Raw genomic sequence first — 22,407 nt, 5'->3', positions numbered from 1 at the left:
GCCATAAAACACACCAGGTTGCGCCACCAAATCTCTCATCTCCTTATCCTATTTATATTAAGCGGTACCAGTAACGTAACGTTAACAACATAATTCCTATAGCCGCAAAAACCGCAACCCCGATTCAGTCAGAATAATTCAATTGGGACATAATGTAAATGAATAGTGTTTCGGTGAGGAAGTATTTTGTTAATAAAAAAAATCCGCCAGCACAAAGCTAACGGTTATAGTATAAAATTCAATTCACTTTTCCCAAGTAGAAGGGATCGCCCCGTTTTAGGGTTTCGGAAGACCGCCGCTTAGGTACCAATCGACAGCTTCACCCCCGGTACAAACCGATCTGTCCCGCTTTTTATTTCTCGTGCCACCCCGCAAAATCCGGCGGTATCCGGCGAGCCGATCCGGTTCGGATCGCCGCCTCGATGACCGCGCCGCGCACGTGCTCAACCACTTTTTCATTAAAAATACTGGGTATAATGTAAAGCTCGTTCAGTTCATCGGGCTGAACCACCGCCGCGATTGCCTGGGCGGCCGCCAGCTTCATCTCCAGATTGACGGTCCGGGCCCGGCAGTCGAGAGCGCCACGGAAGATGCCGGGGAAGCAGAGTACGTTGTTAATCTGATTCGGATAATCGCTTCTTCCCGTCGCCAGAACGCGCACATGCGGCTCCGCCAGCTCCGGCTGTATTTCCGGAATCGGATTGGCCATCGCGAAGATGATGCTCTCCGGGGCCATGCTTTGGACATGCTCGACGGTCAGGATGCCGGCGCCGGCTACCCCGATAAACACATCCGCACCCTTTACCGCTTCTCCCAGCAGACCTGTAATTCCTTCCGGATTTGTCGACTCGGCAAGCTGCCGCCATTCTTCGTTGGTGTAGGGTATGTTTTTACAGAGGATACCCTCCTTGTCCACCGCGCAGACATGCCCCGCCCCGGCGGACAGCAGCAGATTGCAGATGGATACGCCCGCGGCGCCGATTCCGGCAACGACGATTCGCGCCGTCTCAAACGGCTTGCCGACCACTTTGAGCGCGTTCAGCAGTCCCGCCAGAACGACGACTGCCGTACCGTGCTGATCATCATGGAAGACGGGGATATCAAGCTCCTCCGCCAGCCGCCGCTCTATGTCGAAGCAGCGGGGCGAGGAGATATCCTCCAGGTTGATGCCGCCGAAGCCGGGGGCGACCGCCTTGACGATTTTGACGATTTCATCCGGATCTTTCGTATCGAGACAGAGCGGAAAAGCATCGATTCCGGCAAGTTGCTTGAACAGCATCGCTTTGCCTTCCATTACCGGCATGGCCGCTTCCGGCCCGATGTCTCCCAGACCGAGCACCGCCGTCCCATCCGTCACAACCGCAACCGTGTTGCGTTTCATCGTCAATGTATACGCTTTCGATTTATCCTCTGCGATAGCCATGCTGACCCTCGCCACCCCGGGCGTATAGACCTGGGACAGGTCCTCGCGGTTCTTGATCGGCAGCTTCGGGGTGACCTCGATTTTGCCGCCAAGATGGGCCAGGAACGTCCGGTCGGATATATTGACCACTTTAATCCCGGGCATACCCGACAGCACGCGGATGATCTCCTCATTGCCGGCGTCCTGCACATTTACCGTAATGTCCCGGGTCGTTACCTCCCTGCCCGCGCGGATGACATCTATGGCGACAATATCCCCGCCCGCCCCGGCAATTCCGGAAGCAACATCCCCGAAAGAAGCGACCGACTTCTCGATATCCAGCCGGATAATCATCGTTGTTGAAATCGTCATTGTAAGCCCCCTTTGTCCTGTGACTCCTGCTTCCACTATACCACAGACACCGGCGGCATTGGATACACTCCCCCTTTCAAAACCCCAATCGTCTCTCATGATAAAGTTCAATAGTAAATGTTAATAAATTACTATTTTACCACTCGATATTTAAAAATTTTCGCTTGATTTTACTTTTTTTGGTAATATAATAGGTGATGGCATTGCGTTTTCTGTATATACATGGAAATAAGGAAAATGAAATGCATTTTCATATATTTCAAAGACAAGGAGTTGGATAGGATGAGTACGGAAACAAATTCAAAAATCTCTACAGCGATAGCCGCAACAAATGGTGCCAATCTGGTTGTTGACAGTTTGATTTCACAGGGGGTTCCGTACATTTTCGGAATTCCCGGAGCCAAAATCGATTCCGTATTTGATGTTTTGCAAGAGCGCGGCCCCGAGCTTATCGTGTGTCGGCATGAGCAGAATGCCGCTTTTATGGCGGCAGCCGTCGGCCGGTTAACCGGCAAACCGGGGGTGTGCCTTGTGACCTCCGGTCCCGGCGCTTCCAACCTGGTTACGGGACTGGCAACGGCCAATTCCGAAAGCGACCCGGTCGTAGCTCTCGCGGGAGCCGTATCCCGCATGGACCAATTGAAACATACCCATCAATCCATGGACAATGCCGGACTATTTAAGCCGGTTACGAAATACAGCGTGGAAGTGGAGCACCCCGACAATGTCGCCGAAGCGATTACTAATGCGTTCCGCGAAGCTTCCTCGGCCCAGCCGGGAGCGGCATTCGTCAGCTTGCCGATGGATGTGCTCCTCGGCGAAGCGGAAACCTTCACATTTGGGCCGGTGACCGCTCCTCAGCTTGGCGCCGCTCCTTCTCCCATTGTCAATGCCGTCGCGGCAAATATCCGCAAAGCTAAACTGCCGGTCCTCCTGCTGGGCATGAAGGCAAGCTCACCGGAAGTGACCTCCGCCATCCGGAATTTGATCCGCGGTACCGATATTCCGGTCGTCGAAACCTTTCAGGCCGCCGGCGTCATCTCACGCGATTTGGAACACCATTTTCTGGGAAGAGTCGGACTCTTCTGCAATCAGCCGGGCGATCTTCTGCTTAAAGAAGCCGATGTGGTCCTTACCATCGGCTATGATCCGATCGAATATGATCCCCATCTTTGGAACCGGGAGGGAGCCCGGCATTTGTATCACCTGGATAACCGTCAAGCGGACTTTGACCATAATTATCAGCCGCAAATCGAGTTGATCGGCGACATCGCTTTAACTCTCGAAGCATTAACCCCGCATTTGAAAGGACTTTTACTCCCCTCCGAATCGCTCTCCTTGCTGAAAGAACTGCAACAGAAGCTGGATCAGGACGGAACTGACGTCCGCTCTCCCCACTCGGAGCTTGTGCACCCGCTGGATTTTATTACCACCTTGCGAAGACTGATTGACGATCAGGTAACGGTCACCTGCGATGTCGGTTCGCACTATATCTGGATGGCGCGTTATTTCCGCTGCTATGAACCCCGCCGTCTGCTCTTCAGCAATGGCATGCAAACTCTCGGTGTAGCGATGCCCTGGGCCATTGCCGCCTCACTCGTGCGTCCGGGCGAGAAAGTCATTTCCATATCCGGAGACGGCGGATTTCTGTTCTCCTCGATGGAACTGGAGACGGCGGTCCGCCTGAAGCTTCCGCTCGTTCATTTTGTGTGGAGCGACGGCGCCTATAATATGGTTGCATTTCAGCAAATGGTTAAATATGGCAGAACCTCAGGTGTAGACTTTGGCAGCATTGATGTTGTCCAATACGCCGAAAGCTTCGGCGCGGTAGGGCTTCGGGTCAATCGGCCGGAGCAACTGGAAGAAGTGCTGCGCTGCGCTCTCGATCAAATCGGCCCCGTGGTCGTCGATATCCCGATTGATTACAGAGACAGCGTGAAACTTGGAGAAAAGCTGCTGCCGGATAAAATAAACTGACAAAGGAGAAGGAGCTAAATGGAAAATCACGTCATATATCAAGCCTCGACTATGATTGCGCTGCTAAGCGGTTTGTATGATGGAACCGTAACCTTTGGAGAATTGAAAGAACATGGCGATTTCGGCATAGGAACATTTCATCAATTGGACGGAGAAATGATCGCTTTTGACGGACAATTTTATCATTTATATCCTGACGGAAGCGCCAAAAAAGTCGGCCTTGACGAAAGCACGCCTTTCTCCACCGTGACCTATTTCGAACCGGAGCAGACCTATCCGCTAAACCGGACAGTAACCCGTCAAGAACTGGAACACGTGCTGGATAATCTTCTGTCCAGCCCTAATCTATTTCATTCGATTCGAATCGACGGCCGGTTCCGTGAGGTGCACACCCGCACCGTCCCGCATCAAGACAAGCCGTACCCTCCGTTTGTGGAAGTCACCAAGTCGCAGCCTTCTTTCCATTTTTCTGATGTGGGCGGCGTCATTGCCGGTTTTTGGACCCCCGCTTTTGCACAAGGGATCGGAGCGGCAGGCTATCATTTGCACTTTATCAACGATGCCCGCAATGGAGGGGGGCATGTTCTGGACTTTGTGCTGGAAAAAGGTACGATTTCCATTTGCAGCGGCACTGACTTTCAATTGGCGCTGCCGCATGATAGTTTTTATCTGAAGGCGGATTTATCTGTCGCCGATCTGGAGCGTGATATCATGATCGCCGAAGGCTCTTACTGAGAACTGCCGACGCAATACCCATCTTTCAATTCCGACAATGCTGACCTTAAAGCCATAGCACGCTTTTTCAACCCTGAAAAAGCGTGGCTATGGCCCTTTTTTATTCGACCTTCCGGCCCTTCCCATGCAAAATCTTCAGATTGCCGTTCTCATAACCCACCGAATAGCTCATCCGGTAAGTCTGGTACACGGTTCCCGTCTGACGGCGTTCTTCCGCCGTAATATCGACGGTAACGAGGGCTCCGCTTTCCTGTTTCTCAGCCGATAGGGTCCCAACGGAAATGTAGCCGGTCTTCTTCTCCAGTCCCAGCGGACTGCCCAAGGCCAATATTTCATCGCCGACCTCCGCCTTATGGCTGCGGGCAATCGGAAGCGGCTGGGTTTCCTTTTACAAAATAATCCATAGGAAATATTGACAGAATATGAACATAAATATATACTTTGGTCATTACATATAAATCCTAGCTATTTAGTATGAAATATTACTGTGACTACTGCCATTACAGATCACCGGGCGTCAAATGAGATAAGAGAGGATGGATAGCGAATGGGCAAGATCAATTTGAAGATGACTGAAGTTCAGAATCGCGAGCGGCGGCTCGGCACAATCATCGCATGGAATGGAACAGCATCGGATCTGCACACGCAATCAGGCTATCAGCAAAGAGGAAGCGGATGTAAAACCAATAAGGATGGATGCCGGCTGTGTGAAGCCAAAGGACCTTTCACTCAAGGCTCGGTATGCAGTGAGCAAATGGTTGAATGTCAGGCAGGCAATGTCAGAGATGCGGTGCTGATCCAGCATTCACCTATCGGCTGCGGCGCCGGACAAGTTCCCTATAATTCAATCTACCGCAATGGATTGGCCATGAGAGGCCATAAAGTCGAGAATATTAGAATTATCAATACAAGCCTGCAGGAGACGGATATGGTGTTTGGCGCGCTTGGCAAACTCAAGCAATCCATTGACGATGCTTGGGAAAGGTATTCACCCAAAGCCATTTTCATAGGAACCTCTTGCCCTACCGGGATCATTGGCGAAGATATTGAAAGTGTTGCAAGGAAGAAACAAGAGGAGCTGGGGATTCCCGTCATTCCTCTTTTCTGTGAAGGATTCAGATCAAAGCATTGGAGTACCGGTTTTGACGCGACCCAGCATGGCATTTTGCGACAGATTGTGAAAAAAAGCACGAAAAAGCAAGAGGATCTCGTCAATGTCATCAGTCTTTGGGGTTCGGATATTTTTACCCCTATGTTCAAAGAGCTTAATCTAAGAGTCAATTATGTTGTGGATATGGCTTCCGTCTCCGATCTCGAGCAATTGTCTGAAGCGGCGGCAACCGTGGGCTTCTGCTATACGCTCTCTTCGTATATGGCGGCGGCGCTGGAGCAGGAATTTGGCGTACCCGAAGTCAAAGCTCCGATGCCCTACGGATTCGCCGGAACCGATGCATGGCTTCGCGAGCTCGGCAAAGTCACCCATCGGGAAGAGCTTGTAGAGCAGTACATCGCGAAGGAACACGCCAGAGTGAAGCCAAAGATCGCCGAGCTCAAAAAGAAGCTTCAGGGCTTAAAAGGATACGTAGCTACAGGCTCCGCTTACGCCCACGGACTGATTCAAGTACTGAGAGAGCTGGATATTCAGGTGGACGGCTCGCTCGTGTTCCACCATGATCCCGTTTATGACAGCGGCGATGCCAGGGAGGATTCATTGGGGCACCTGATTGAACATTACGGCGAGGTCCCGTCGTTTAATGTGAGCAACAGGCAGCAGTATCAATTTTACGGTTTGCTGCAGGAGGTCAAGCCGGATTTTATCCTGATCAGACATAACGGTCTCGCGCCGCTGGCTTCCAAGCTCGGCATCCCCGCAGCCCCGCTGGGCGATGAACATATCGCGATCGGCTATGAAGGCATCGTTAATCTGGGTGAAGCTATTCTGGACATTCTCGCCCATAAAAAATTTCACGATGATCTGAAAAAGCACGCAAAGCTCCCCTACAAGCAGTGGTGGCTTGAACAAAAAGACCCCTACATTCTCGCCAAGCACCCGGAATTGATCGATGCGTAAACAACGATTTTCATAGAAAAGGAGACTACCATGGCTGTTACCAAAAATGAGCACGGGCAGACCAATTCAATCAATCAAGTGCGCTACGGCTGTGCCGTCGGAGCCCTGTACAGCGTCGTATCGATTCCCGGTGCCGTTCCCATCGGCCACTGCGGACCGGGCTGCATGGACAAGCAATACACAAGCCTGGCCTTTTACAACGGCTTTCAGGGCAGTGGGTATTCGGGAGGCTCGGTCTCTCCAAGCGTCAATGCCGGTGAGAAAGAAGTGGTGTTCGGCGGCGAGAAGCGCTTGGACGAATTAATTAAATCCACTCTAAAGATCATAGAGGGCGACTTGTTTGTTGTGCTGAACGGGTGCATCGGAGAATTGGTCGGGGATGATGTCGGAGCGGTCGTCAGTAAATATCAGAAGCAGGGAGTCCCCATTGTGTATGCCGAAACCGGCGGCTTTAAGGGCAATAACTTCGTCGGCCATGAGATCATAACGACAGCCATCATTGATCAATACGTTGATAAATTTACGCTTAACAAGGACCACAGGGAAAAAGGGCTGATTAATGTCTGGTCGGAACTGCCGTATCAGAATACATTCTGGCGCGGGGACTTGTCCGAACTGAAGCGAATTCTTGAGGGCGCCGGTTTCAGGGTCAATATTTTGTTCGGCGGCAAATCGGCCGGTGTCGAGGAATGGAAGACGATCCCCCATGCCCAGTTTAATCTGGTCGTCTCGCCATGGCTCGGGCTGAAAACGGCCAAGCATCTGGAACAAAAGTACAATCAGCCGTATTTACACATCCCTGTGTTACCGATCGGTGCGGGGCAAACAGCTGCATTTATTAGACAGGTCGTTGAGTACGCGGGCATTGACCCTGCAACAGCCGAGTCGTTTATCGAGCAGGAAGAAAAAGAATACTATTATTACCTGGAGCATTTCAATGATTTCTACGCCGAATATTGGTGGGGACTGCCGGCAACCTATGCCGTAGTCGGGGACAGCACGTACAATCTGGCCTTAAACAAGTTTCTGGTGAATCAGCTCGGCTTAATTCCCAAAAGACAAATCATCACCGATAATGCGCCGGAAAAATATAGAGAAGCCATCGCTCAAGAATATCAAAAGCTCGCTCATGATGTCGCCACCACTGTCGATTTTGTTGAAGATGGCTATATCGTCGGCAAATTATTGAGAGAGACTGATTTCGGGCATAAGCCCCCGATTATTTTTGGAACAACATGGGAAAGGGACACGGCCAAGGCGCTGAAGGGCAACATCGTCGAAGTCGGATTTCCGGCGTCCTATGAAGTGGTTCTGAACAAAAGCTACATCGGATACAGAGGCGCATTGCAGCTTATTGAGAAAATATTCACTGTCGCTATAAGCGCCAGCGCATAGCTCTCCGTCATGGCGCTGCTGATGGAACCAGCCGGGCAATGCTTGCGGAGTGTTCGGTTCTCCCGAAGCCTGCAGGCTCTTCGCTATATTGCGCTTGCACCACTACACGTAAGCCGTCGTCGCTTCCTTCGGAGCCTTCCGGAGGAAGCCCTGTTCTGCACCATCATTACCAAGAACCGCCCTCTCTCCAACAGTTCCTCCTGACAATAAAAACCCCCGGAGAAGGAATGCCCTTCACTCCGGAGTTCATTTCTAACAATACATTCCACAAGCGAAACAATTACTCAGCGCAAGCCCTGGAAAAAAAAGGGGCGGTCTGGATTACCCTTGCGATTAATCAAGACCGCCGCCATCGTTCGAGCTTATGAATGTTTCCGGTAAAGAGGCCTGTCAGAAATTTCGGAAACCCCATCTCCACCAGCTTTTGCTTCACTCTAGCCTTCATTTGCTCCGCCGTCAGGTCAGGCAGCGTAAACTCGCCATTCTGGTAACAGTGGCTGCAATATTTATTGCTTTTGTCTCCGTTTCGCTCCGTACCACCCCGTTGCTCGTCGCGGGATAGCGGCATGCCGCAGCTTTGACAATTTTTATAGGCTTTATCCAACTTCATCGTCCCTTCAATCTTTCATCAAGATTATGTATTCCTTAGCACAGTTATGAATCCGTCCAGTATTTGGTGGCTGATGTTGAATCCTTTGCCCATATAAAATTTCAGCGCAGGATCATTTCCGTTTGAGACGAAGATAAACCGGTCGCCGATGGACTCAAATGAATTCAGCCAATCCATGGACCTTTCGAACAAAACGCTGCCAATGCCCATTAAAGCGTCATAGCATGCCCGTACCGTGTTAGAAATTCCTGCTTTTCTTTATAATCCGGCATAATACTTCCAACACGTCTCCAAAATGATCTATCATGATTCATATGAATGAGATGACATAGTTCATGGATGATTACATAATCTATAACTTCCATTGGAGCCATTGCCAGACGATAATTAAAGGTTATTTTTTTATCTGAACTGCAACTGCCCCACTTGGTTCTGGACTCTACCACCTCAACGGTCTTGGGTTTTACTCTCAGTTGTATTTGATAACTGTTTATCCGTTCTCCTACGATCTTCTTACAGCTTGAGAAATAGAACTTCTTGAGGTTTTTTTTAAGCTCTTCTTCATTTAAACCCCTGGTCTCTATTAACTCATGCAGAAAATACTCTTTCCCAAGATAAAGGAACTTCCCTTCATCTTGATACTCTTTGGGCTTAGGGGTTTCCCGAGCCTTCGCAAGGGTATGCAATTTCTCCAATATTAATTTACCATGACGTTCCACAGCACTTTTAATCATCTCTTCACTTGTATCTTTGGGGACTTTAACAGTTATGAGACCTAACAAATCTATATGAAGCGAGAGCTTCTTTCTGTTTCCATATTGAACATTAAACTCTATTATATTATTTTCAAATTCAATTTTCATAACCACCATCGTTTCTAATCCGGTTATTTCTGGCTCTTACATTATTCCGATTTTAGCAGATATTAATTTTTCCATAAAGGTTAGCATTATATTGAACGTAAAATATTTCAGTTTCTTTCATTAATTTTCATTTTGTTTCAAATTGGCGTGGAGCCAATTAAAACGGGGTATTTTAGAAGCATTCCAGGGGGAAAGACGGCGGAGGGTACTGTTAACTCTGATCCGTTATTTCTTCTTTTTCGATTTAGCTTCTGCCTTAGCAATGTTGCCTTCAACTCGGTATTTCACGATTCGGCTTATGAGGTCATAGGGCAGCGGCTGACCGATGGGAAATTGCAAGGTTCCTTTCGATTTGTGATAATCCTTTAATTCTTCCTTGAACGCTTCAATTCCGCTCGGGGCCGGATAGAAACCGATGTGCTTTTTGAACGCCGCAAAATGCACAAGATTGCCATGGAGCTCGAATGTAGGCATCTGATAGCTGATCTTTTCCTTCGCGTCCGGCGCTGACTCTTGGATCACTTTCCTTAACGTTTGCAGAATGTCCTGAACCTCAGGAGCACAGGTTGAAATATACTCATCGATTGAACCATAAGTGATTTTTTCTTTCATGGGAATCATTCTCCTTTCTTGGGTTTGTCCTCACTTAGAGGAATGTACACTCCGGCTTCGTCCGGCCAAACCGGATTATCAAAACGGTACATTTCTAAAGCAAGGGCACGCCGATCATTTTGCAGCCCGTTCCTGTTCAAATGGTCATGTATGCATTGATAGGGGTCATGGAATAATCGTCCTTTCAGCAGCAATCCACATGCTAAGGTGATGGTTACATAGAAAGGGTTAATACGTCTGCAACAGTCATTATGGGAACAAGCCTTCTTGCCTTAATGTAAATCATGCCGACAATGAGCGCAAGCGGAATCATCCCCAGGAAATCGCCACACCATCATCCGCCCCTTTATTGATTCGCAGTTCGGAGTCCTTACATAAATCCCCACCCAAAACAATCACCTTTGTTATCAGTAAAAAAACCAACTTCAGGGTGAAGAACCAATTATCATGTATGATGATTCACGCACAAACTACTTGTTTGCGTAAGGAATAGTATATTGAGAAGTAAAAATCATTGCTAGCATTGCTTCATAAATACCTCTATAAGGAGAAGAAAAATGCAGACAAAAAAATCTTTGGACCAGGCAGCTCTTGTACCATATCCGAACACAGGATATCTTATTCCGGACTACTTCGGTACCGCCAACTGGGCTTACAGTCCGCCGCTTAGAAAATTTATTGATGCAATGCCGGGACTTGGACAGGGCAGCAAAAATGCTTTAGGCCAGTACATCCCGATTGCTGTCCCCGATACGAAGACTTATCCGGGTTCTGACTACTACGAAATTGCCGTGGTCGAGTTTAAAGAAAAGATGCACTCGGATCTGCCGCAAACCACGCTCAGAGGCTACGTGCAATTATCTACAGCGGTCGTTCCCGGTGCGCATATTGCTTTGACCCATAATGGTGTACCGATTGTAAAAGGTGATGGTACTCAAGCTTATGGAGTGGATGCTCCCCATTATATGGGGCCTGCCATTATCGCCGCCCGTGATGTGCCGGTGCGTATCAAGTTCCATAATCTGCTTCCTACCGGAGCCGAAGGCAATATCTTCCTCCCAGTGGATACAACCGTTATGGGGGCGGGGATGGGACCTCAAGGCATGGATGCCATGCCGATGGATTACACACAAAATCGCGCCAACATCCATCTCCATGGCAATAATACGGTCTGGATCAGCGACGGGACACCCCATCAGTGGATTACCCCGGCGGGAGAAGACACTCCCTATCCCCAGGGCGTCAGTGTAGTAAATGTCCCTGATATGGAGAATGCAGACGATCCCCGCGATGGTATACAGACCTTGTACTACACCAATGCACAAAGTGCACGGCTAATGTTCTATCATGATCACTCCTATGGTATTACTCGCCTTAATGTCTACGCCGGAGAAGCCGCAGCTTATCTATTGACAGACAAGGTTGAACAGGATCTTATTCACGGCACCAACACAACCGGTGTGAATCCGGGCTTGCAAAAGCTTCTTCCCGAGCTTGGAATCCCCCTGGTTATCCAGGACAAAACTTTCGTTGATGCCAGCACCATCCTGAGTACGGATCCCACATGGGCATGGGGAACAACGCCACGGACACCTAATACCGGCGACCTCTGGTATCCTCATGTCTACAGCCCGGCCCAGAATCCCTGGGACCCAAGCGGGGCAAACGCGTTTGGCCGATGGATGTACGGTCCGTGGTTCTGGCCGCCGACAACGAATATAGAGCATGGACCGATTCCGAACCCTTACTATGATCCAGTAAATGCACCCGAGCAGCCGCCAATGATGCCTGCTACGCCTAACCCCTCGATGCCGGGTGAAGCGTTCATGGACACCCCGCTTGTCAATGGTACGGCCTACCCCTACCTGGAAGTGGAGCCCAAGGCTTACCGTTTCCGCATCCTCAATGCCGCCGATGACCGTTTCTTTAATTTGCAAATGTATGTAGCCGATTCTTCCGGCTATATCTCGCCTGACACGGGATATGCTACAGAAGTCAAGATGGTATCCGCTTGTGGAACACCGGGTATTCCCGCAGACTGGCCTAGCGGCGTGCCCGATCCTGCCTTGAAAGGACCGGATTGGATTCAAATCGGCACCGAAGGCGGGTTCCTCCCGGCACCTGTGGTTATACCCAGTCAGCCGATCACATGGAACCTGAATGCGACAAACTTCAACTTCGGAAATGTTGATCAGCACTCGCTTCTGATCGGAACTGCAGAACGAGCAGATGTCATCGTTGACTTTTCCCAGTATGCCGGGAAGACCCTTATTCTTTACAACGATGCTCCCGCAGCTTTCCCGGCTTCCGATCCGCGCTATGACTATTACACGGGCAATCCGGACCAGACTGCCGAGGGTGGCGCGCCGTCCACGAAGCCTGGCTATGGTCCCAACACCCGCACGATCATGCAGATCAGAGTGGCCGCTTCCGCTCCCGCACCTTCGTATGACATCTCTGCGCTAGAAACAGCGTTTTCCAAAACTGATACAAAAAGAGGTGTCTTTGAAGCGACCCATGATCCGATCATTATCCCACAAGCTGCCTACAACTCTGCCTATAACGTTAATAACTTGCCTGCAGACGCAGCCAGCGCCTACGTGCAGCTTCAAGAGTTCTCCAAAACCTTTAGTCCGATAGACGCGAGCGGAGTTCTTCAGCCGCCTGTTACCCTGCAGATCGAACCGAAGGCTTTGCAAGATGAGATGGGCGAAGTCTACGACACGGGGTATGGGCGGATGAGCGGCATGCTTGGACTGGAATTCCCCGTCACGAGCTCAAATTTAAATCAATTCGTAGTCTATGGCTATGCCAGTCCGCCCGTTGAAATTATCAAGGGCACAGCAAATCTTAATGCGACTCCGATTGGCTCTCTTCATGATGGAACCCAGATTTGGAAAATCACTCACAACGGCGTCGATACCCATACCATTCACACTCACCTGTTTTCTGCACAGCTCATTAACCGGGTCGCCTGGGACGGAGCTATGCTGCCGCCTGATCCTAATGAACTGGGCTGGAAGGAAACCTTTAGAGTAAACCCGCTTGAGCACACAATCATTGCGCTCAGACCCAGTATCCCTTCCCCTGCACAGGTGCCATTCGAGGTACCAAACAGTGTTCGTCTGATCGACCCGACAATGCCCGAGGGCGCTGTGCTGACACCACCGCCGCCTGTAGGATGGTTCGATCCGTTGGGAAATCCAATTAACGAGATTACTAACCATTATGTGAACTTTGGTTGGGAATACGTGTATCACTGCCATATTCTAGCTCACGAAGAGATGGATATGATGCATGCTATAGCATTTGCCGTACCGCCAAAAGCGCCTTCCAGTCTCGCAGCCAATCTTATCGGTTCCTTCTTCAACAAGCGTGTCGTTTTAGCCTGGACGGACAATTCCGCAAACGAGACTAGCTTCACTGTTCAGCGAGCAGTCAGCAGTTCTGGCCCGTGGACTACTTTAGCAACACTGCCGGCCGATTCAACTTCTTACACCGATTCAATCGGTATCGGTATCAACACTTACTACTACCGTGTGGTTGCCTCCAACACTGTCGGCGACACCGCCACTCCCGGTTTCCCAACGATGACAGTCGACTCCGGCTTTTCCAATGTCGTGAAGGTTATTTCTAATCAGGTTCAGCCGCCGGCGGCTCCATCCAATTTGACTGCAATACGGCTAACCGGCTTACGAGTCCGTCTGACCTGGAGAGACAATGCCAATAACGAGACCGGTTTTGTGATCGAACGCTCTGATAATGGCGGAGCCTACACCGTAATTGGACTGGGATATTTGGGCAGCGTCAGCTTCACAGATCGATTTGTCTTGCCCGGTCATAAATACACCTACCGGATAGCGGCCGTCAATGCAGGAGGAATGTCCGCTTACTCGAACACGGCAACCGTAAATATGTAATTTTCAGCATCATTTAATGAGAGTTAACAAGCAGCCGGATGAACCGGAGGGAGCTTATGCTCCCCCCGTCTTCGGCGCGCCTAGAAGTTACTGGCCGTTTATTCTCCTGCTTACTACAAGATTAATCTTGTCAACTTGGCGCCTTGCCATTCCTTAAGATAACAAAACGATGACGAGCAATTCAAAGAGAACTAAAGTGAGGATGGCTTCATCACTAGGCCCGTAAAAAGCACGATGGATTCCCGGCTTCGAAATTCTTAAATAAAGGAGTCGGTCGTCGCAGCCTACAATTACGCCTTCATGGACATGGCCTGACAATGTCTGAATACGAACGCGCCGATTGATATACGTTTTGCAGATGTGATGGGTACGATCCTGAATGGATTTTAAAGTCTGTACGCTGCTCGGTTCTGCCTGATAAAGAACCTGTTGCTGCATGGCCGGATATTGAACATTCATGTACATAACCTCCGTAAAAAAGCTTCATAATCATTCGTTCCATCCTATGCAGATACCCAGCCCAAGGTTCTATCATCGCACGGCCGCCGGCGGCAAGGACTTAAGAAATATTATTTCGTTCAAACAGCTTCCACACCTGCTCGGCCATAAACTGGGGGGAATGCGGCATCTGATTCCGAATCCAATGTTCTACCGTTCCCACGAAGGCTGAAGCCGTAAAATCGACAATCAGTTCCTTATCCATCCCCTGATTGATGCCCTGCATATCGAGCTTTTCCTGTATGGTGACTGAAAGGATCTGCAACAGGCGTTCCCGGAATATGGTAGTTTGCCTGCTGGCGAACATGGAAGAAAAGAACAGAAAGTTCTGCTCGAAATAAACAAACAAGGACTTCAGCGCCTCAATCGACTCCATCTCCCCCACTTTTTCCTGAATAAACTTGGTGAACGTACAGGAACGGACCATTTGGTTCAAGTGGTTTTCAATACATTTATCGAGCAGGTCATATTTATCCATGTAGTGAAGATAAACCGTTCCCCGGTTCACGTTGGCCCGTTCCGAAATATCATTGATGGTGATGCGATCGAATTCTTTCTCAGCAAACAGTTCAAGAAACGCCGTGTTAATGGATTCTTTCGTTCTCAGGATTCGTCTGTCCATTTTGGTTGCGGTATCCATTTCGATAGCCCCTCCTTTAATCAACACTTTCAGTATATTTGTTGTATATCTGACAGAAACGCTTGTATTAGCGATTGAATTCCCTTCGCATCTCTCTATAATAATAATCAATGAACGTTAAATAATCAACAAACGTTGAATGATTTCAACTGCATCAAAAGCTGTATAAATTCCTTTAAGGGGCGATAACGAATGGAAAACTTGAAATCTAAGGTAATCATCATTACAGGAGCATCCAGCGGAATTGGAGAAGCTGCCGCCAAGTTGTTGGCCCAGAACGGAGCAAAGCTCGTACTCGCCGCAAGAAGAGAGGATCGCCTGCAAAGCATCGTGAACGACATTAAACAGGAAGGCGGCGAGGCGGTCTATATGCCAACCAATGTGACTTCAGCGGAAGATATGCAAAAGCTGGCTCAATTCGCATTGCAGCAGTATGGCCGGATCGATGTTCTTGTAAATAATGCCGGAATTATGCCAAATTCCCCGCTGAATGAACTAAAAATCCAGGAATGGGATCAAATGATCGATGTAAATATCAAAGGCGTTCTGTACGGCATCGCCGCGGTATTGCCGACCATGAGAGAACAGCAATCCGGGCATATTATTAACGTTTCCTCGCTGATGGGACATAAGGTCATTCCGAGTACAGTGGTATACAGTGCCACCAAATTTGCCGTCCGGGCGATCTCGGAAGGGCTGCGCCAGGAGGAATCGCCATCCTCTCATATTCGGTCCACCAATATTTCCCCGGGAATGACCGCGACGGATACGGCGATTGGCAGCCTGCCTTCCGAATACCAGGAAATGGTGAATCAGAGCAGCGGGATGGCGATTTCCCCTTACAGTGTCGCCAGAGCGATTGCATTCGCCATAAATGAACCCGAAGACAGCGGAGTTAATGAGATTACGATCAGACCGACCTTGCAAGCAATTTAAACCTTTATTCTGAAAAGCACCTCACAAAAAACAGACCGCCCACCCCATGCCAGGCATGAGCGGACGGTCTTTTATCTGTACTTCATTTTCAATTGGTGATGCTCATCATAATGAGAAGCCGGATGATATGGAATAGAAGGGATCGCGGAAAGATTTTGAAGCCATACACAAAGCCCGAGGCAAACACCCGATCGAACCAGCCTTTCAGAATCGCAGGGACCGAGTACCACCACAGGGGGAATTGAAAGATCACAAAGTCGGCCCAAAGCAGCTTTTCCTGCTCTTCTTTAATATCCGGGGAAAAGGTGTTTGTTCTCGAAGCATGTCCCTGCTCAAGCTGGTATTTGAAAAAATCCGGGTTCACCGGCATCAGAAAATCATCGCGGTCCGCGGCCGCCTTGAACTTCATCGCATAGAGGTCGGACACTTGAACCAGATGACCTTCCTCGGTCAGAGCAGCAACGGCCAGATCCTTCAATGCTCCGTTGAATGACTCCGGCTCCGGGTGGGCGTAGACAATAAGCACATTCATTCTGTTCATCTCCTTCAGCCTTCTATGGAGTTAGTTTGGACTCTGCATTGGATGTATGGAACCCCGGTTTTCTTAACCCCTTTTTAAAATCGATCTGGGTAATTATTACACTCAAGAGCACGAGACCGGCTCCCGCATAGCCCTGGATGCTCATTCTTTCCCCCGCAAAAGCAAACGCAAACCATGCCGCAAAAACGGGCTCCAATGAGAAAAGCAGTCCTGTATGGGTTGGCGTCGTATATTTCTGGGCTGCCGTCTGGACGATAAAGCCAAATGCGCTGCAAAAAAGGCTTAATCCCAAAACCGAAACCCATGCGTCCGCCGTGCCCGGAAGCTGCGGCCGTTCCAGCGAAGCGGAGAATAGCAGTCCCCAGGCTCCCGCGAACCCCAGCTGCAGAACGCCAAGCGTAATGGAATCCACGCCCTTGGTCAGTTTCCCTGTAACGACGATGTAGATCGTATAAATCAACGCGCCTAAGATGCACAAGAAGTCCCCGGAATTAATCATAAATTGATTTTTTAAAGTTAAGAAGCCTATGCCTGTCAAAGCTAAGAACACTCCGAGAATAACTCTATTTTCGGGCATCTTTCTATACCGTACAGCCAGCAACAGCGGCACAAATACGACCGTTAAACTAACCAGAAATCCGGCATTGGAAGCCGATGTGGATTTTACGCCAAACGTAATCGAGGCGAATACGAGAAATAAAATCGTGCCCTGCCAAAAGGCATATTTCACCGTTTTAAAATCGGCATGAATAAGGCGCCTGTGAAATACCAGTCCGGATAAAATAAAAGCCAGTCCAAACCGCAAGGCAATCAGGTTGAATTCCTGTACATCTGTCAGACCCATCTTCATAAACAAGTAGGACGAGCCCCAAAACATAGTCACGATTAACAGCATAAGATTAGCTTTGAGCTGAGTGTTCATAAATACTTCCTTTCGGCATGAGATATTGCTTACTTCGAAGTATACGTGTACATTTTATATAAAGAAAATGAATGTTATTAATGCCTTAGTTGAAAAAAAATAATACGAATAGGGTGATGAGAACATGTCACTGGCCAAGTATGAGATCTTTCAGGCGGTTGTGGAATTGGGGAGCTTGTCTCAAGCTGCGGCGGAACTTGGTTTTACCCAATCTGCCGTCAGCCATGCCATTGCCAGTCTGGAATCGGAGTGGGGATTTTCTATACTGAGCAGGGGGCGTGCAGGAGTCCATCTGACGAGCAGCGGAGAGCTGATCCTGCCCTACATCCGTGAAATTTTAAAAGGGAACGAGCTGTTGAAGCAGCAAATTGCAAATATCAACGGGCTGGAAGCCGGAACGGTGCGTATCGGCACGTTTGCGAGCGTATCCATTCAGTGGCTGCCAAGAATCATGAGTTATTTTGCAGAAAGCCACCCCTCCATAGAAATGAAACTGCTGGAAGGAAGCTATGAAGATATCGAGCACTGGATTGCAAGCGGCGCCGTTGATTTCGGCTTTCTCTCTCTGCCCGCACCGAAGTCATTTGAAGTCATTCCATTGAAAAAAGACCGTATGGTGCTGATCGTTCCCGAGAAACACCCTCTTGCCGCACATCATGAGGTTCGTTTTGAACAAATCAAAGAAGAGCAGTTCATCCTGCCCAAGAAAAGCTGCGATAACGATGCAAGGCGGATACTCAAAGAAAACCATGTGTCCCCCAACATTAAATTCGAGCTGGAAGATGACCAGGCGATTATCTCCATGGTCCAAAATGGTATGGGAATCAGCATCCTTCCCGAAATGGTGCTGCATCAAGTCCCGAGCCATATCCGCATTCTTGACCTGGAAGGCGACCATTACCGCTCCATCGGCATCGCGGCCCCATCCTTGAAATCCATGTCCCCGGCAGCGAGAAAAATTGTTAAATATGTTCAGGCGTTTTTGAGCGGGGCTTAGCAAGTAACATTAACCTAAGAAGCATAGAAAAAGACGCGGATTATCTAATCCGCGCCTTTGAAAAACAAGTGAGTAAACTTTCTTTATTAAGGCTTCTTCACATCAGTACACATGTACGAGTATATTCCTTAAATATCCTTCTCGTGCTATAATCGCAGAAGCAATAGAAAGGCTGATATGGGCGGTCGGCTAATCTCCCGGAAGGGAGGTGATGCCAATGGAGGTATATCAAGCGTTGTCTCTGATGTTCATGTTCGGCATGTTCATTTTGGCTCTGCTGACTTACCTCAAAAAGAAATAGACCGCCCTGGTCAAAGGTCGCGGTCTATTTCGTGAGGCCTGCCTTGTAAGCCGCCGCCCTTAAAAGCGGCTGTTGCTCGGGGAGTCGTGTTACCAGCACGGCTCTCTTTGCATTGTACGCTGTTTCTGAATTGAGTATACCACAGGGGGCAACAAATGTTAACACGGTTAACTCTGTTAACCGGTGCTAGGATCCGCTTTTGGGTTAAATTATTATCGCCATTTACTGGCGTTTATTTGCTTTTTCACATCAGATTCACATCAACAGGCGCTTCCAACCACTGTGGTTGTTACTTCCAGCAGGCTGTATCAGCAGAAAGGACTTTGCAAATTGTATCAATTCCGCACCAACTTCGCCACGCTTTCCACATGGCTTGAGTGTTGGTTACTGAATTTTAGGTTTAAACTCCATGCATAAAGCCCGAACATACTACGATTGCCTTCGATTGTGTTGATAATGTGCAAATATAGGCACGACCCCAATGACCGCCCTGGATTCTTAAGACTCTGGTGCGGAAAATGGTGCAATACCTCATCAGGTTCCCCGGACCCAATTTGGTACTAATAGAACAGTTCTAATCATATTCCTATAAAGAAAAGAATATGAAGGAGTGTAAAGTTAGTTGTTAAAAAAAGTTAAAGTTAGTTTACGGCCCATTGTTGGTAAGATAAATTTACCTACTGTTTTGAAAACAGCTATACTTCCGGGTGACTCAATGGAAAGATTATTTATTGCAACACAGGTAGGAGAGATCTTTTACATTAAAAACGGAGTTATAAGGACTTTTTTAGATATTCGCCCGCGAATCATAAAACTAGGTTTTTCTGGTGGTAGATATGATGAACGGGGATTGCTAGGGCTAGCGTTTCATCCCGGATTTTATTATAACGGTCTGTTTTATCTTCATTATTCAGTAGCTGGAACACAAGGTCCAGGTGCTCTTCCTAGTTCAGAAGTTTCAAGACAAGGTCTTCCTGAATTTTTCAAGCCTAACCCGTGTGACCCCAGAACCTTAAACTTAAAGTGGGTAAATAGAGAAATTCAATATGATCATATTGATACAGTTGAAGAATGGATTTTACAATCGAATGGTCAACCTCAAAAACGGCGGACATTACTTAATTTAAGAAGACCATTTTTTAATCATAATGGTGTCAATAGCCTAAACTTTTCACCTGAAACAGGAAAACTTGTTTTAACAACCGGAGATGGTGGATCAGGCTATGATCCATTTAATTCAAGCCAAGATGATATGGAAATCGCCGGTAAAATAATTGAAATTGATGTAGCTAAGAATACATTTATCAATAATCCACCGGTAGTTACACGTTTTAATGAACTTCCCGCACCTATTCAGGAAACGCTTACGGTAATTGCCAAAGGGGTTCGTAATATACCGGGCATTTCATTTCAAAGGTTTTATAACCAGTATATCAAATATGTAGGAATTGTCGGACAGGATCTGGTAGAGTCGATTTTTTCATTCGTTCATTATAAATCAATACCGGTTCCTCAGCTTATTCAAGCTTCTTTAATGAAATCTGAACCTGACCAAGAAGGATTTATTAACTTTGGCTGGCGAGGGTGGGAAGGTGCTTTTCCTACTTCGATTATAAGGGGCTGCTCTGGAAATCCAACTTTAGATGAGAAAACAATTGCTTATTACAATGATGCAGTAAAAACTTCAGTGCAGCGTCTTCAGCCTCTAACTAGTTATCTTCATAAAGATCCAAGGCCGGGTAAGTTTGGAGGAACTGCACTTACGGGAGTCCAGTCATATATGGGAAATGGAATTCCCGATTTAACTGGAAGCGTTGTGTTTACCGATTTTGCCCGGGATGAAGAATCTCAACCTCCGAATAGAGGGGTTTTAGCTTATACCAGGGTAAGACCAGATTGTAAACTAAGTGATTTTAGTGTTATTGAAACCGATTATAATTTTGGGTCTCAATCAGCTTATTATGCCAGTTTGGGAACGAATCTGGATCAAACCAGACTATATTTAGGGGTTTATGGCTCTATGAACGTGACTGATTTAAACCAAGGTACTATTTTTGAAATTGTTCCATGATTCATAAAATATAAAATAAACGAGAGAGCAATCCTGCTCTCTCGTGCCTTCCCTTGTCTGTGGGAACATGTAAATATGATTGTACTCATGCAAAGCGATTAACATCTTACATATTTGCGTTTGAAACCAAGCTGCCCTTTTTCTACCGCCTTTTGAATACTTTCGGAAGCGAGCAAGATACTGCTTTTTTTCTTGTCCCGTTTAACTTCTACTGGGCCTACGGCCTTAGCGGTCTCGACCGCCTTATCATGGAGCGGCAGATAGGATACCCCTACCGTGTACATAAAATTATTCATCGAAGATTTCGTTCGTTCGGGAGAATCGTGGATCGTCTTTTCCACAATCTCCATCATGTTAGCGATTTTGCTTTCGGCAAACTGAGCGTCCGGCCGACTGCCCAAAAGCCAGCAATAACAACTCCATCCCGCTGACATTCTTAACTCCTCGCCGCTTGCGATCCATTTATCGGCAACTTCTTGCGCAATATCGGTTTCCGCCAAGGTTACCGCAACCACGAAATCGGACAGCATGTAAAAATAAGCCCCATCCATCCAACGCTCAAAATCCGCCTCAGTCATCGCTTTCGGATCTGCAATGATGCCAGCAAAGTACATGGCGTCGTAGTTGCCTGTGGCGTAAAGCTGCTCAGCCAAAGGTTGATTGATTTTGATTTTCTTGGCTATAGGCTTCATAGCGCCTGTCGCCACGCCAAAAAGCGGTTCGTGCGCTCCATTGGACAAGTACATTTTCTTGAGCCGTTCCTTGCCGAGAGCTTCAAGCTCCTGCATGACCAATTCTAAATTCATGGTTTAACACTACCTCCTAACTTTAGGCAGAAAGCAAGCAAGACATCTTTACTTCCCGTTCCAAACCAACAGTGTGCAGCACTCCACATTTGTGGATAACACAATATAGACAATTCCCGATGTGGCAGTATTCGATTGCTTAACAGCATCCACCAGTATTTAGACCCTTAGCAAGCCACGGAACCCTCTAGCAGCATAATAGGATTCTGCTCCATTGTGGTACATGAAGACAGTGTCATAGCGACGATCGCAAAAGATGGCCCCGCCGAGTTTTCTAATACTAGCGGGTGTTTTCACCCAGCTCGAAGTTTTCAAATCGAAGTTTCCAAGTTTCTGCAGCTCCCGGTATTGTTCTTCTGTTAAAAGTTCAATATCCATGGCAGCTGCCATTTCTATCGCATTGTTTTGCGGCTTATGTTCTTTCCGTGACTCCAGCGCTTCACGGTCGTAACAAACACTTCTGCGACCCTTAGGACTTTCCGCTGAACAATCGTAAAAAATGTAATCGTCCGTCTTATTGTCATGACCAACGACATCCGGTTCGCCGCCAGTTCTCTCCATTTCATAGAGCGACCATAATTTATCTGTTTGAGCTTCGAGCTTTCTTTGTACATTAGCCCATTCAAGACCTTGATGGCGGTTCATGTTTTTCTCAAAACGTGCTTTCAATATTTTGAGTAGTCCTTCATGTTGTTCCGGAGATAACTCCTTTTTACTGCTCATGGGACTCATTGTCAT

The 22,407-nt window shown here is 48.1% G+C and carries 20 protein-coding genes; 9 read left to right on the top strand and 11 right to left on the bottom strand.

Annotated features, from left to right (window positions below; genetic code table 11):
- Positions 1-352: 352 nt before the first annotated feature.
- Positions 353-1,774, bottom strand: coding sequence for an NAD-dependent malic enzyme (locus tag EH198_RS15240; protein ID WP_124696366.1), 1,422 nt, complete (start codon positions 1,772-1,774; stop codon positions 353-355).
- Positions 1,775-2,056: 282 nt separating this feature from the next.
- Here EH198_RS15240 and alsS point away from each other — a divergent pair, with 282 nt between their 5' ends.
- Positions 2,057-3,751 carry an acetolactate synthase AlsS gene (alsS, locus tag EH198_RS15235; protein ID WP_124696365.1) on the top strand — a complete coding sequence of 565 codons (1,695 nt, stop codon included), beginning with the start codon at positions 2,057-2,059 and terminating at the stop codon, positions 3,749-3,751.
- A gap of 18 nt (positions 3,752-3,769) precedes the next feature.
- Positions 3,770-4,486 (top strand): acetolactate decarboxylase, encoded by a 717-nt coding sequence (budA, locus tag EH198_RS15230; protein WP_124696364.1) that lies wholly within the window; start codon positions 3,770-3,772, stop codon positions 4,484-4,486.
- Positions 4,487-4,586: 100 nt separating this feature from the next.
- On the opposite strand, the gene EH198_RS15225 is transcribed toward budA, so the two are convergent.
- The gene (locus EH198_RS15225) at positions 4,587-4,814 is read right to left on the bottom strand and encodes a hypothetical protein (protein WP_124696363.1); all 228 of its coding nucleotides are present in this window, start codon (positions 4,812-4,814) and stop codon (positions 4,587-4,589) included.
- A gap of 219 nt (positions 4,815-5,033) precedes the next feature.
- On the opposite strand from EH198_RS15225, the gene EH198_RS15220 reads away from it, so the two are divergent.
- On the top strand, positions 5,034-6,557 hold the full coding sequence (locus EH198_RS15220; RefSeq protein WP_124696362.1) for a nitrogenase component 1: 1,524 nt from the start codon (positions 5,034-5,036) through the stop codon (positions 6,555-6,557).
- 30 nt (positions 6,558-6,587) lie between these two features.
- The gene (locus EH198_RS15215) at positions 6,588-7,952 is read left to right on the top strand and encodes a nitrogenase component 1 (protein WP_124696361.1); all 1,365 of its coding nucleotides are present in this window, start codon (positions 6,588-6,590) and stop codon (positions 7,950-7,952) included.
- A gap of 337 nt (positions 7,953-8,289) precedes the next feature.
- Here EH198_RS15215 and EH198_RS15210 read toward each other — a convergent pair whose 3' ends face one another.
- From EH198_RS15210 to EH198_RS15195, 3 genes are all read right to left on the bottom strand, one after another.
- On the bottom strand, positions 8,290-8,562 hold the full coding sequence (locus EH198_RS15210; RefSeq protein WP_124696360.1) for a zinc ribbon domain-containing protein: 273 nt from the start codon (positions 8,560-8,562) through the stop codon (positions 8,290-8,292).
- A gap of 209 nt (positions 8,563-8,771) precedes the next feature.
- A complete protein-coding gene (locus EH198_RS15200) occupies positions 8,772-9,425 on the bottom strand; it encodes a M48 family metallopeptidase (RefSeq protein WP_124696359.1) in 654 nt (217 codons plus the stop codon).
- 225 nt (positions 9,426-9,650) lie between these two features.
- On the bottom strand, positions 9,651-10,037 hold the full coding sequence (locus EH198_RS15195) for an iron chaperone (RefSeq protein WP_124696358.1): 387 nt from the start codon (positions 10,035-10,037) through the stop codon (positions 9,651-9,653).
- 557 nt (positions 10,038-10,594) lie between these two features.
- On the opposite strand from EH198_RS15195, the gene EH198_RS15190 reads away from it, so the two are divergent.
- On the top strand, positions 10,595-13,957 hold the full coding sequence (locus tag EH198_RS15190; RefSeq protein WP_124696357.1) for a hypothetical protein: 3,363 nt from the start codon (positions 10,595-10,597) through the stop codon (positions 13,955-13,957).
- Between the two features lie 153 nt (positions 13,958-14,110).
- Here EH198_RS15190 and EH198_RS15185 read toward each other — a convergent pair whose 3' ends face one another.
- Positions 14,111-14,416, bottom strand: a complete 306-nt coding sequence (locus EH198_RS15185; RefSeq protein WP_124696356.1) for a hypothetical protein — start codon at positions 14,414-14,416, stop codon at positions 14,111-14,113.
- A 100-nt stretch (positions 14,417-14,516) separates the two neighbouring features.
- Positions 14,517-15,095 (bottom strand): TetR/AcrR family transcriptional regulator, encoded by a 579-nt coding sequence (locus EH198_RS15180; RefSeq protein WP_221621530.1) that lies wholly within the window; start codon positions 15,093-15,095, stop codon positions 14,517-14,519.
- Between the two features lie 192 nt (positions 15,096-15,287).
- Here EH198_RS15180 and EH198_RS15175 point away from each other — a divergent pair, with 192 nt between their 5' ends.
- Positions 15,288-16,031 carry an SDR family oxidoreductase gene (locus EH198_RS15175; protein WP_124696355.1) on the top strand — a complete coding sequence of 248 codons (744 nt, stop codon included), beginning with the start codon at positions 15,288-15,290 and terminating at the stop codon, positions 16,029-16,031.
- Positions 16,032-16,119: 88 nt separating this feature from the next.
- Here the strand turns inward: EH198_RS15175 and EH198_RS15170 are convergent, their stop codons facing one another.
- On the bottom strand, positions 16,120-16,563 hold the full coding sequence (locus tag EH198_RS15170) for an NAD(P)H-dependent oxidoreductase (protein WP_246014345.1): 444 nt from the start codon (positions 16,561-16,563) through the stop codon (positions 16,120-16,122).
- Positions 16,564-16,585: 22 nt separating this feature from the next.
- A complete protein-coding gene (locus tag EH198_RS15165; protein ID WP_124696354.1) occupies positions 16,586-17,494 on the bottom strand; it encodes a DMT family transporter in 909 nt (302 codons plus the stop codon).
- A 124-nt stretch (positions 17,495-17,618) separates the two neighbouring features.
- Here EH198_RS15165 and EH198_RS15160 point away from each other — a divergent pair, with 124 nt between their 5' ends.
- The 3 genes from EH198_RS15160 (at position 17,619) to EH198_RS15155 (ending at position 20,863) form a co-directional block, all read left to right on the top strand.
- Positions 17,619-18,491 (top strand): LysR family transcriptional regulator, encoded by an 873-nt coding sequence (locus tag EH198_RS15160; protein ID WP_124696353.1) that lies wholly within the window; start codon positions 17,619-17,621, stop codon positions 18,489-18,491.
- Positions 18,492-18,702: 211 nt separating this feature from the next.
- Positions 18,703-18,792 carry a putative holin-like toxin gene (locus tag EH198_RS24910; protein ID WP_246014343.1) on the top strand — a complete coding sequence of 30 codons (90 nt, stop codon included), beginning with the start codon at positions 18,703-18,705 and terminating at the stop codon, positions 18,790-18,792.
- Positions 18,793-19,414: 622 nt separating this feature from the next.
- Complete coding sequence (locus EH198_RS15155; RefSeq protein WP_124696352.1) at positions 19,415-20,863, top strand: PQQ-dependent sugar dehydrogenase; 1,449 nt, start codon at positions 19,415-19,417, stop codon at positions 20,861-20,863.
- Between the two features lie 98 nt (positions 20,864-20,961).
- Here the strand turns inward: EH198_RS15155 and EH198_RS15150 are convergent, their stop codons facing one another.
- Both EH198_RS15150 and EH198_RS15145 read right to left on the bottom strand, forming a co-directional pair.
- Positions 20,962-21,669 carry a DNA alkylation repair protein gene (locus tag EH198_RS15150; RefSeq protein ID WP_124696351.1) on the bottom strand — a complete coding sequence of 236 codons (708 nt, stop codon included), beginning with the start codon at positions 21,667-21,669 and terminating at the stop codon, positions 20,962-20,964.
- A 159-nt stretch (positions 21,670-21,828) separates the two neighbouring features.
- A complete protein-coding gene (locus EH198_RS15145) occupies positions 21,829-22,392 on the bottom strand; it encodes a DUF4256 domain-containing protein (RefSeq protein WP_379309594.1) in 564 nt (187 codons plus the stop codon).
- Positions 22,393-22,407: the final 15 nt, after the last annotated feature.

It is taken from the genome of Paenibacillus rhizophilus (genome assembly GCF_003854965.1).
In the GTDB taxonomy this organism is placed as follows: Bacteria; Bacillota; Bacilli; order Paenibacillales; family Paenibacillaceae; genus Paenibacillus_AQ; species Paenibacillus_AQ rhizophilus.
Note: the sequence above shows the minus strand (reverse complement) of the source record. Positions and strands in the feature narration are given on the sequence as shown.

What these genes read in the sequence shown, in the direction of transcription:
- EH198_RS15170 (WP_246014345.1), bottom strand. Translation starts at nt 16,563, where the DNA reads ATGAATGTGCTTATTGTCTACGCCCACCCGGAGCCGGAGTCATTCAAC.
- EH198_RS15145 (WP_379309594.1), bottom strand. Translation starts at nt 22,392, where the DNA reads ATGAGCAGTAAAAAGGAGTTATCTCCGGAACAACATGAAGGACTACTC.
- EH198_RS15185 (WP_124696356.1), bottom strand. Translation starts at nt 14,416, where the DNA reads ATGAATGTTCAATATCCGGCCATGCAGCAACAGGTTCTTTATCAGGCA.
- EH198_RS15220 (WP_124696362.1), top strand. Translation starts at nt 5,034, where the DNA reads ATGGGCAAGATCAATTTGAAGATGACTGAAGTTCAGAATCGCGAGCGG.
- alsS (WP_124696365.1), top strand. Translation starts at nt 2,057, where the DNA reads ATGAGTACGGAAACAAATTCAAAAATCTCTACAGCGATAGCCGCAACA.
- EH198_RS15210 (WP_124696360.1), bottom strand. Translation starts at nt 8,562, where the DNA reads ATGAAGTTGGATAAAGCCTATAAAAATTGTCAAAGCTGCGGCATGCCG.
- EH198_RS15175 (WP_124696355.1), top strand. Translation starts at nt 15,288, where the DNA reads ATGGAAAACTTGAAATCTAAGGTAATCATCATTACAGGAGCATCCAGC.
- EH198_RS15150 (WP_124696351.1), bottom strand. Translation starts at nt 21,669, where the DNA reads ATGAATTTAGAATTGGTCATGCAGGAGCTTGAAGCTCTCGGCAAGGAA.
- EH198_RS15215 (WP_124696361.1), top strand. Translation starts at nt 6,588, where the DNA reads ATGGCTGTTACCAAAAATGAGCACGGGCAGACCAATTCAATCAATCAA.
- EH198_RS15200 (WP_124696359.1), bottom strand. Translation starts at nt 9,425, where the DNA reads ATGAAAATTGAATTTGAAAATAATATAATAGAGTTTAATGTTCAATAT.
- EH198_RS15240 (WP_124696366.1), bottom strand. Translation starts at nt 1,774, where the DNA reads ATGACGATTTCAACAACGATGATTATCCGGCTGGATATCGAGAAGTCG.
- EH198_RS15190 (WP_124696357.1), top strand. Translation starts at nt 10,595, where the DNA reads ATGCAGACAAAAAAATCTTTGGACCAGGCAGCTCTTGTACCATATCCG.
- budA (WP_124696364.1), top strand. Translation starts at nt 3,770, where the DNA reads ATGGAAAATCACGTCATATATCAAGCCTCGACTATGATTGCGCTGCTA.
- EH198_RS15165 (WP_124696354.1), bottom strand. Translation starts at nt 17,494, where the DNA reads ATGAACACTCAGCTCAAAGCTAATCTTATGCTGTTAATCGTGACTATG.
- EH198_RS15160 (WP_124696353.1), top strand. Translation starts at nt 17,619, where the DNA reads ATGTCACTGGCCAAGTATGAGATCTTTCAGGCGGTTGTGGAATTGGGG.
- EH198_RS24910 (WP_246014343.1), top strand. Translation starts at nt 18,703, where the DNA reads ATGCCAATGGAGGTATATCAAGCGTTGTCTCTGATGTTCATGTTCGGC.
- EH198_RS15180 (WP_221621530.1), bottom strand. Translation starts at nt 15,095, where the DNA reads ATGGATACCGCAACCAAAATGGACAGACGAATCCTGAGAACGAAAGAA.
- EH198_RS15195 (WP_124696358.1), bottom strand. Translation starts at nt 10,037, where the DNA reads ATGAAAGAAAAAATCACTTATGGTTCAATCGATGAGTATATTTCAACC.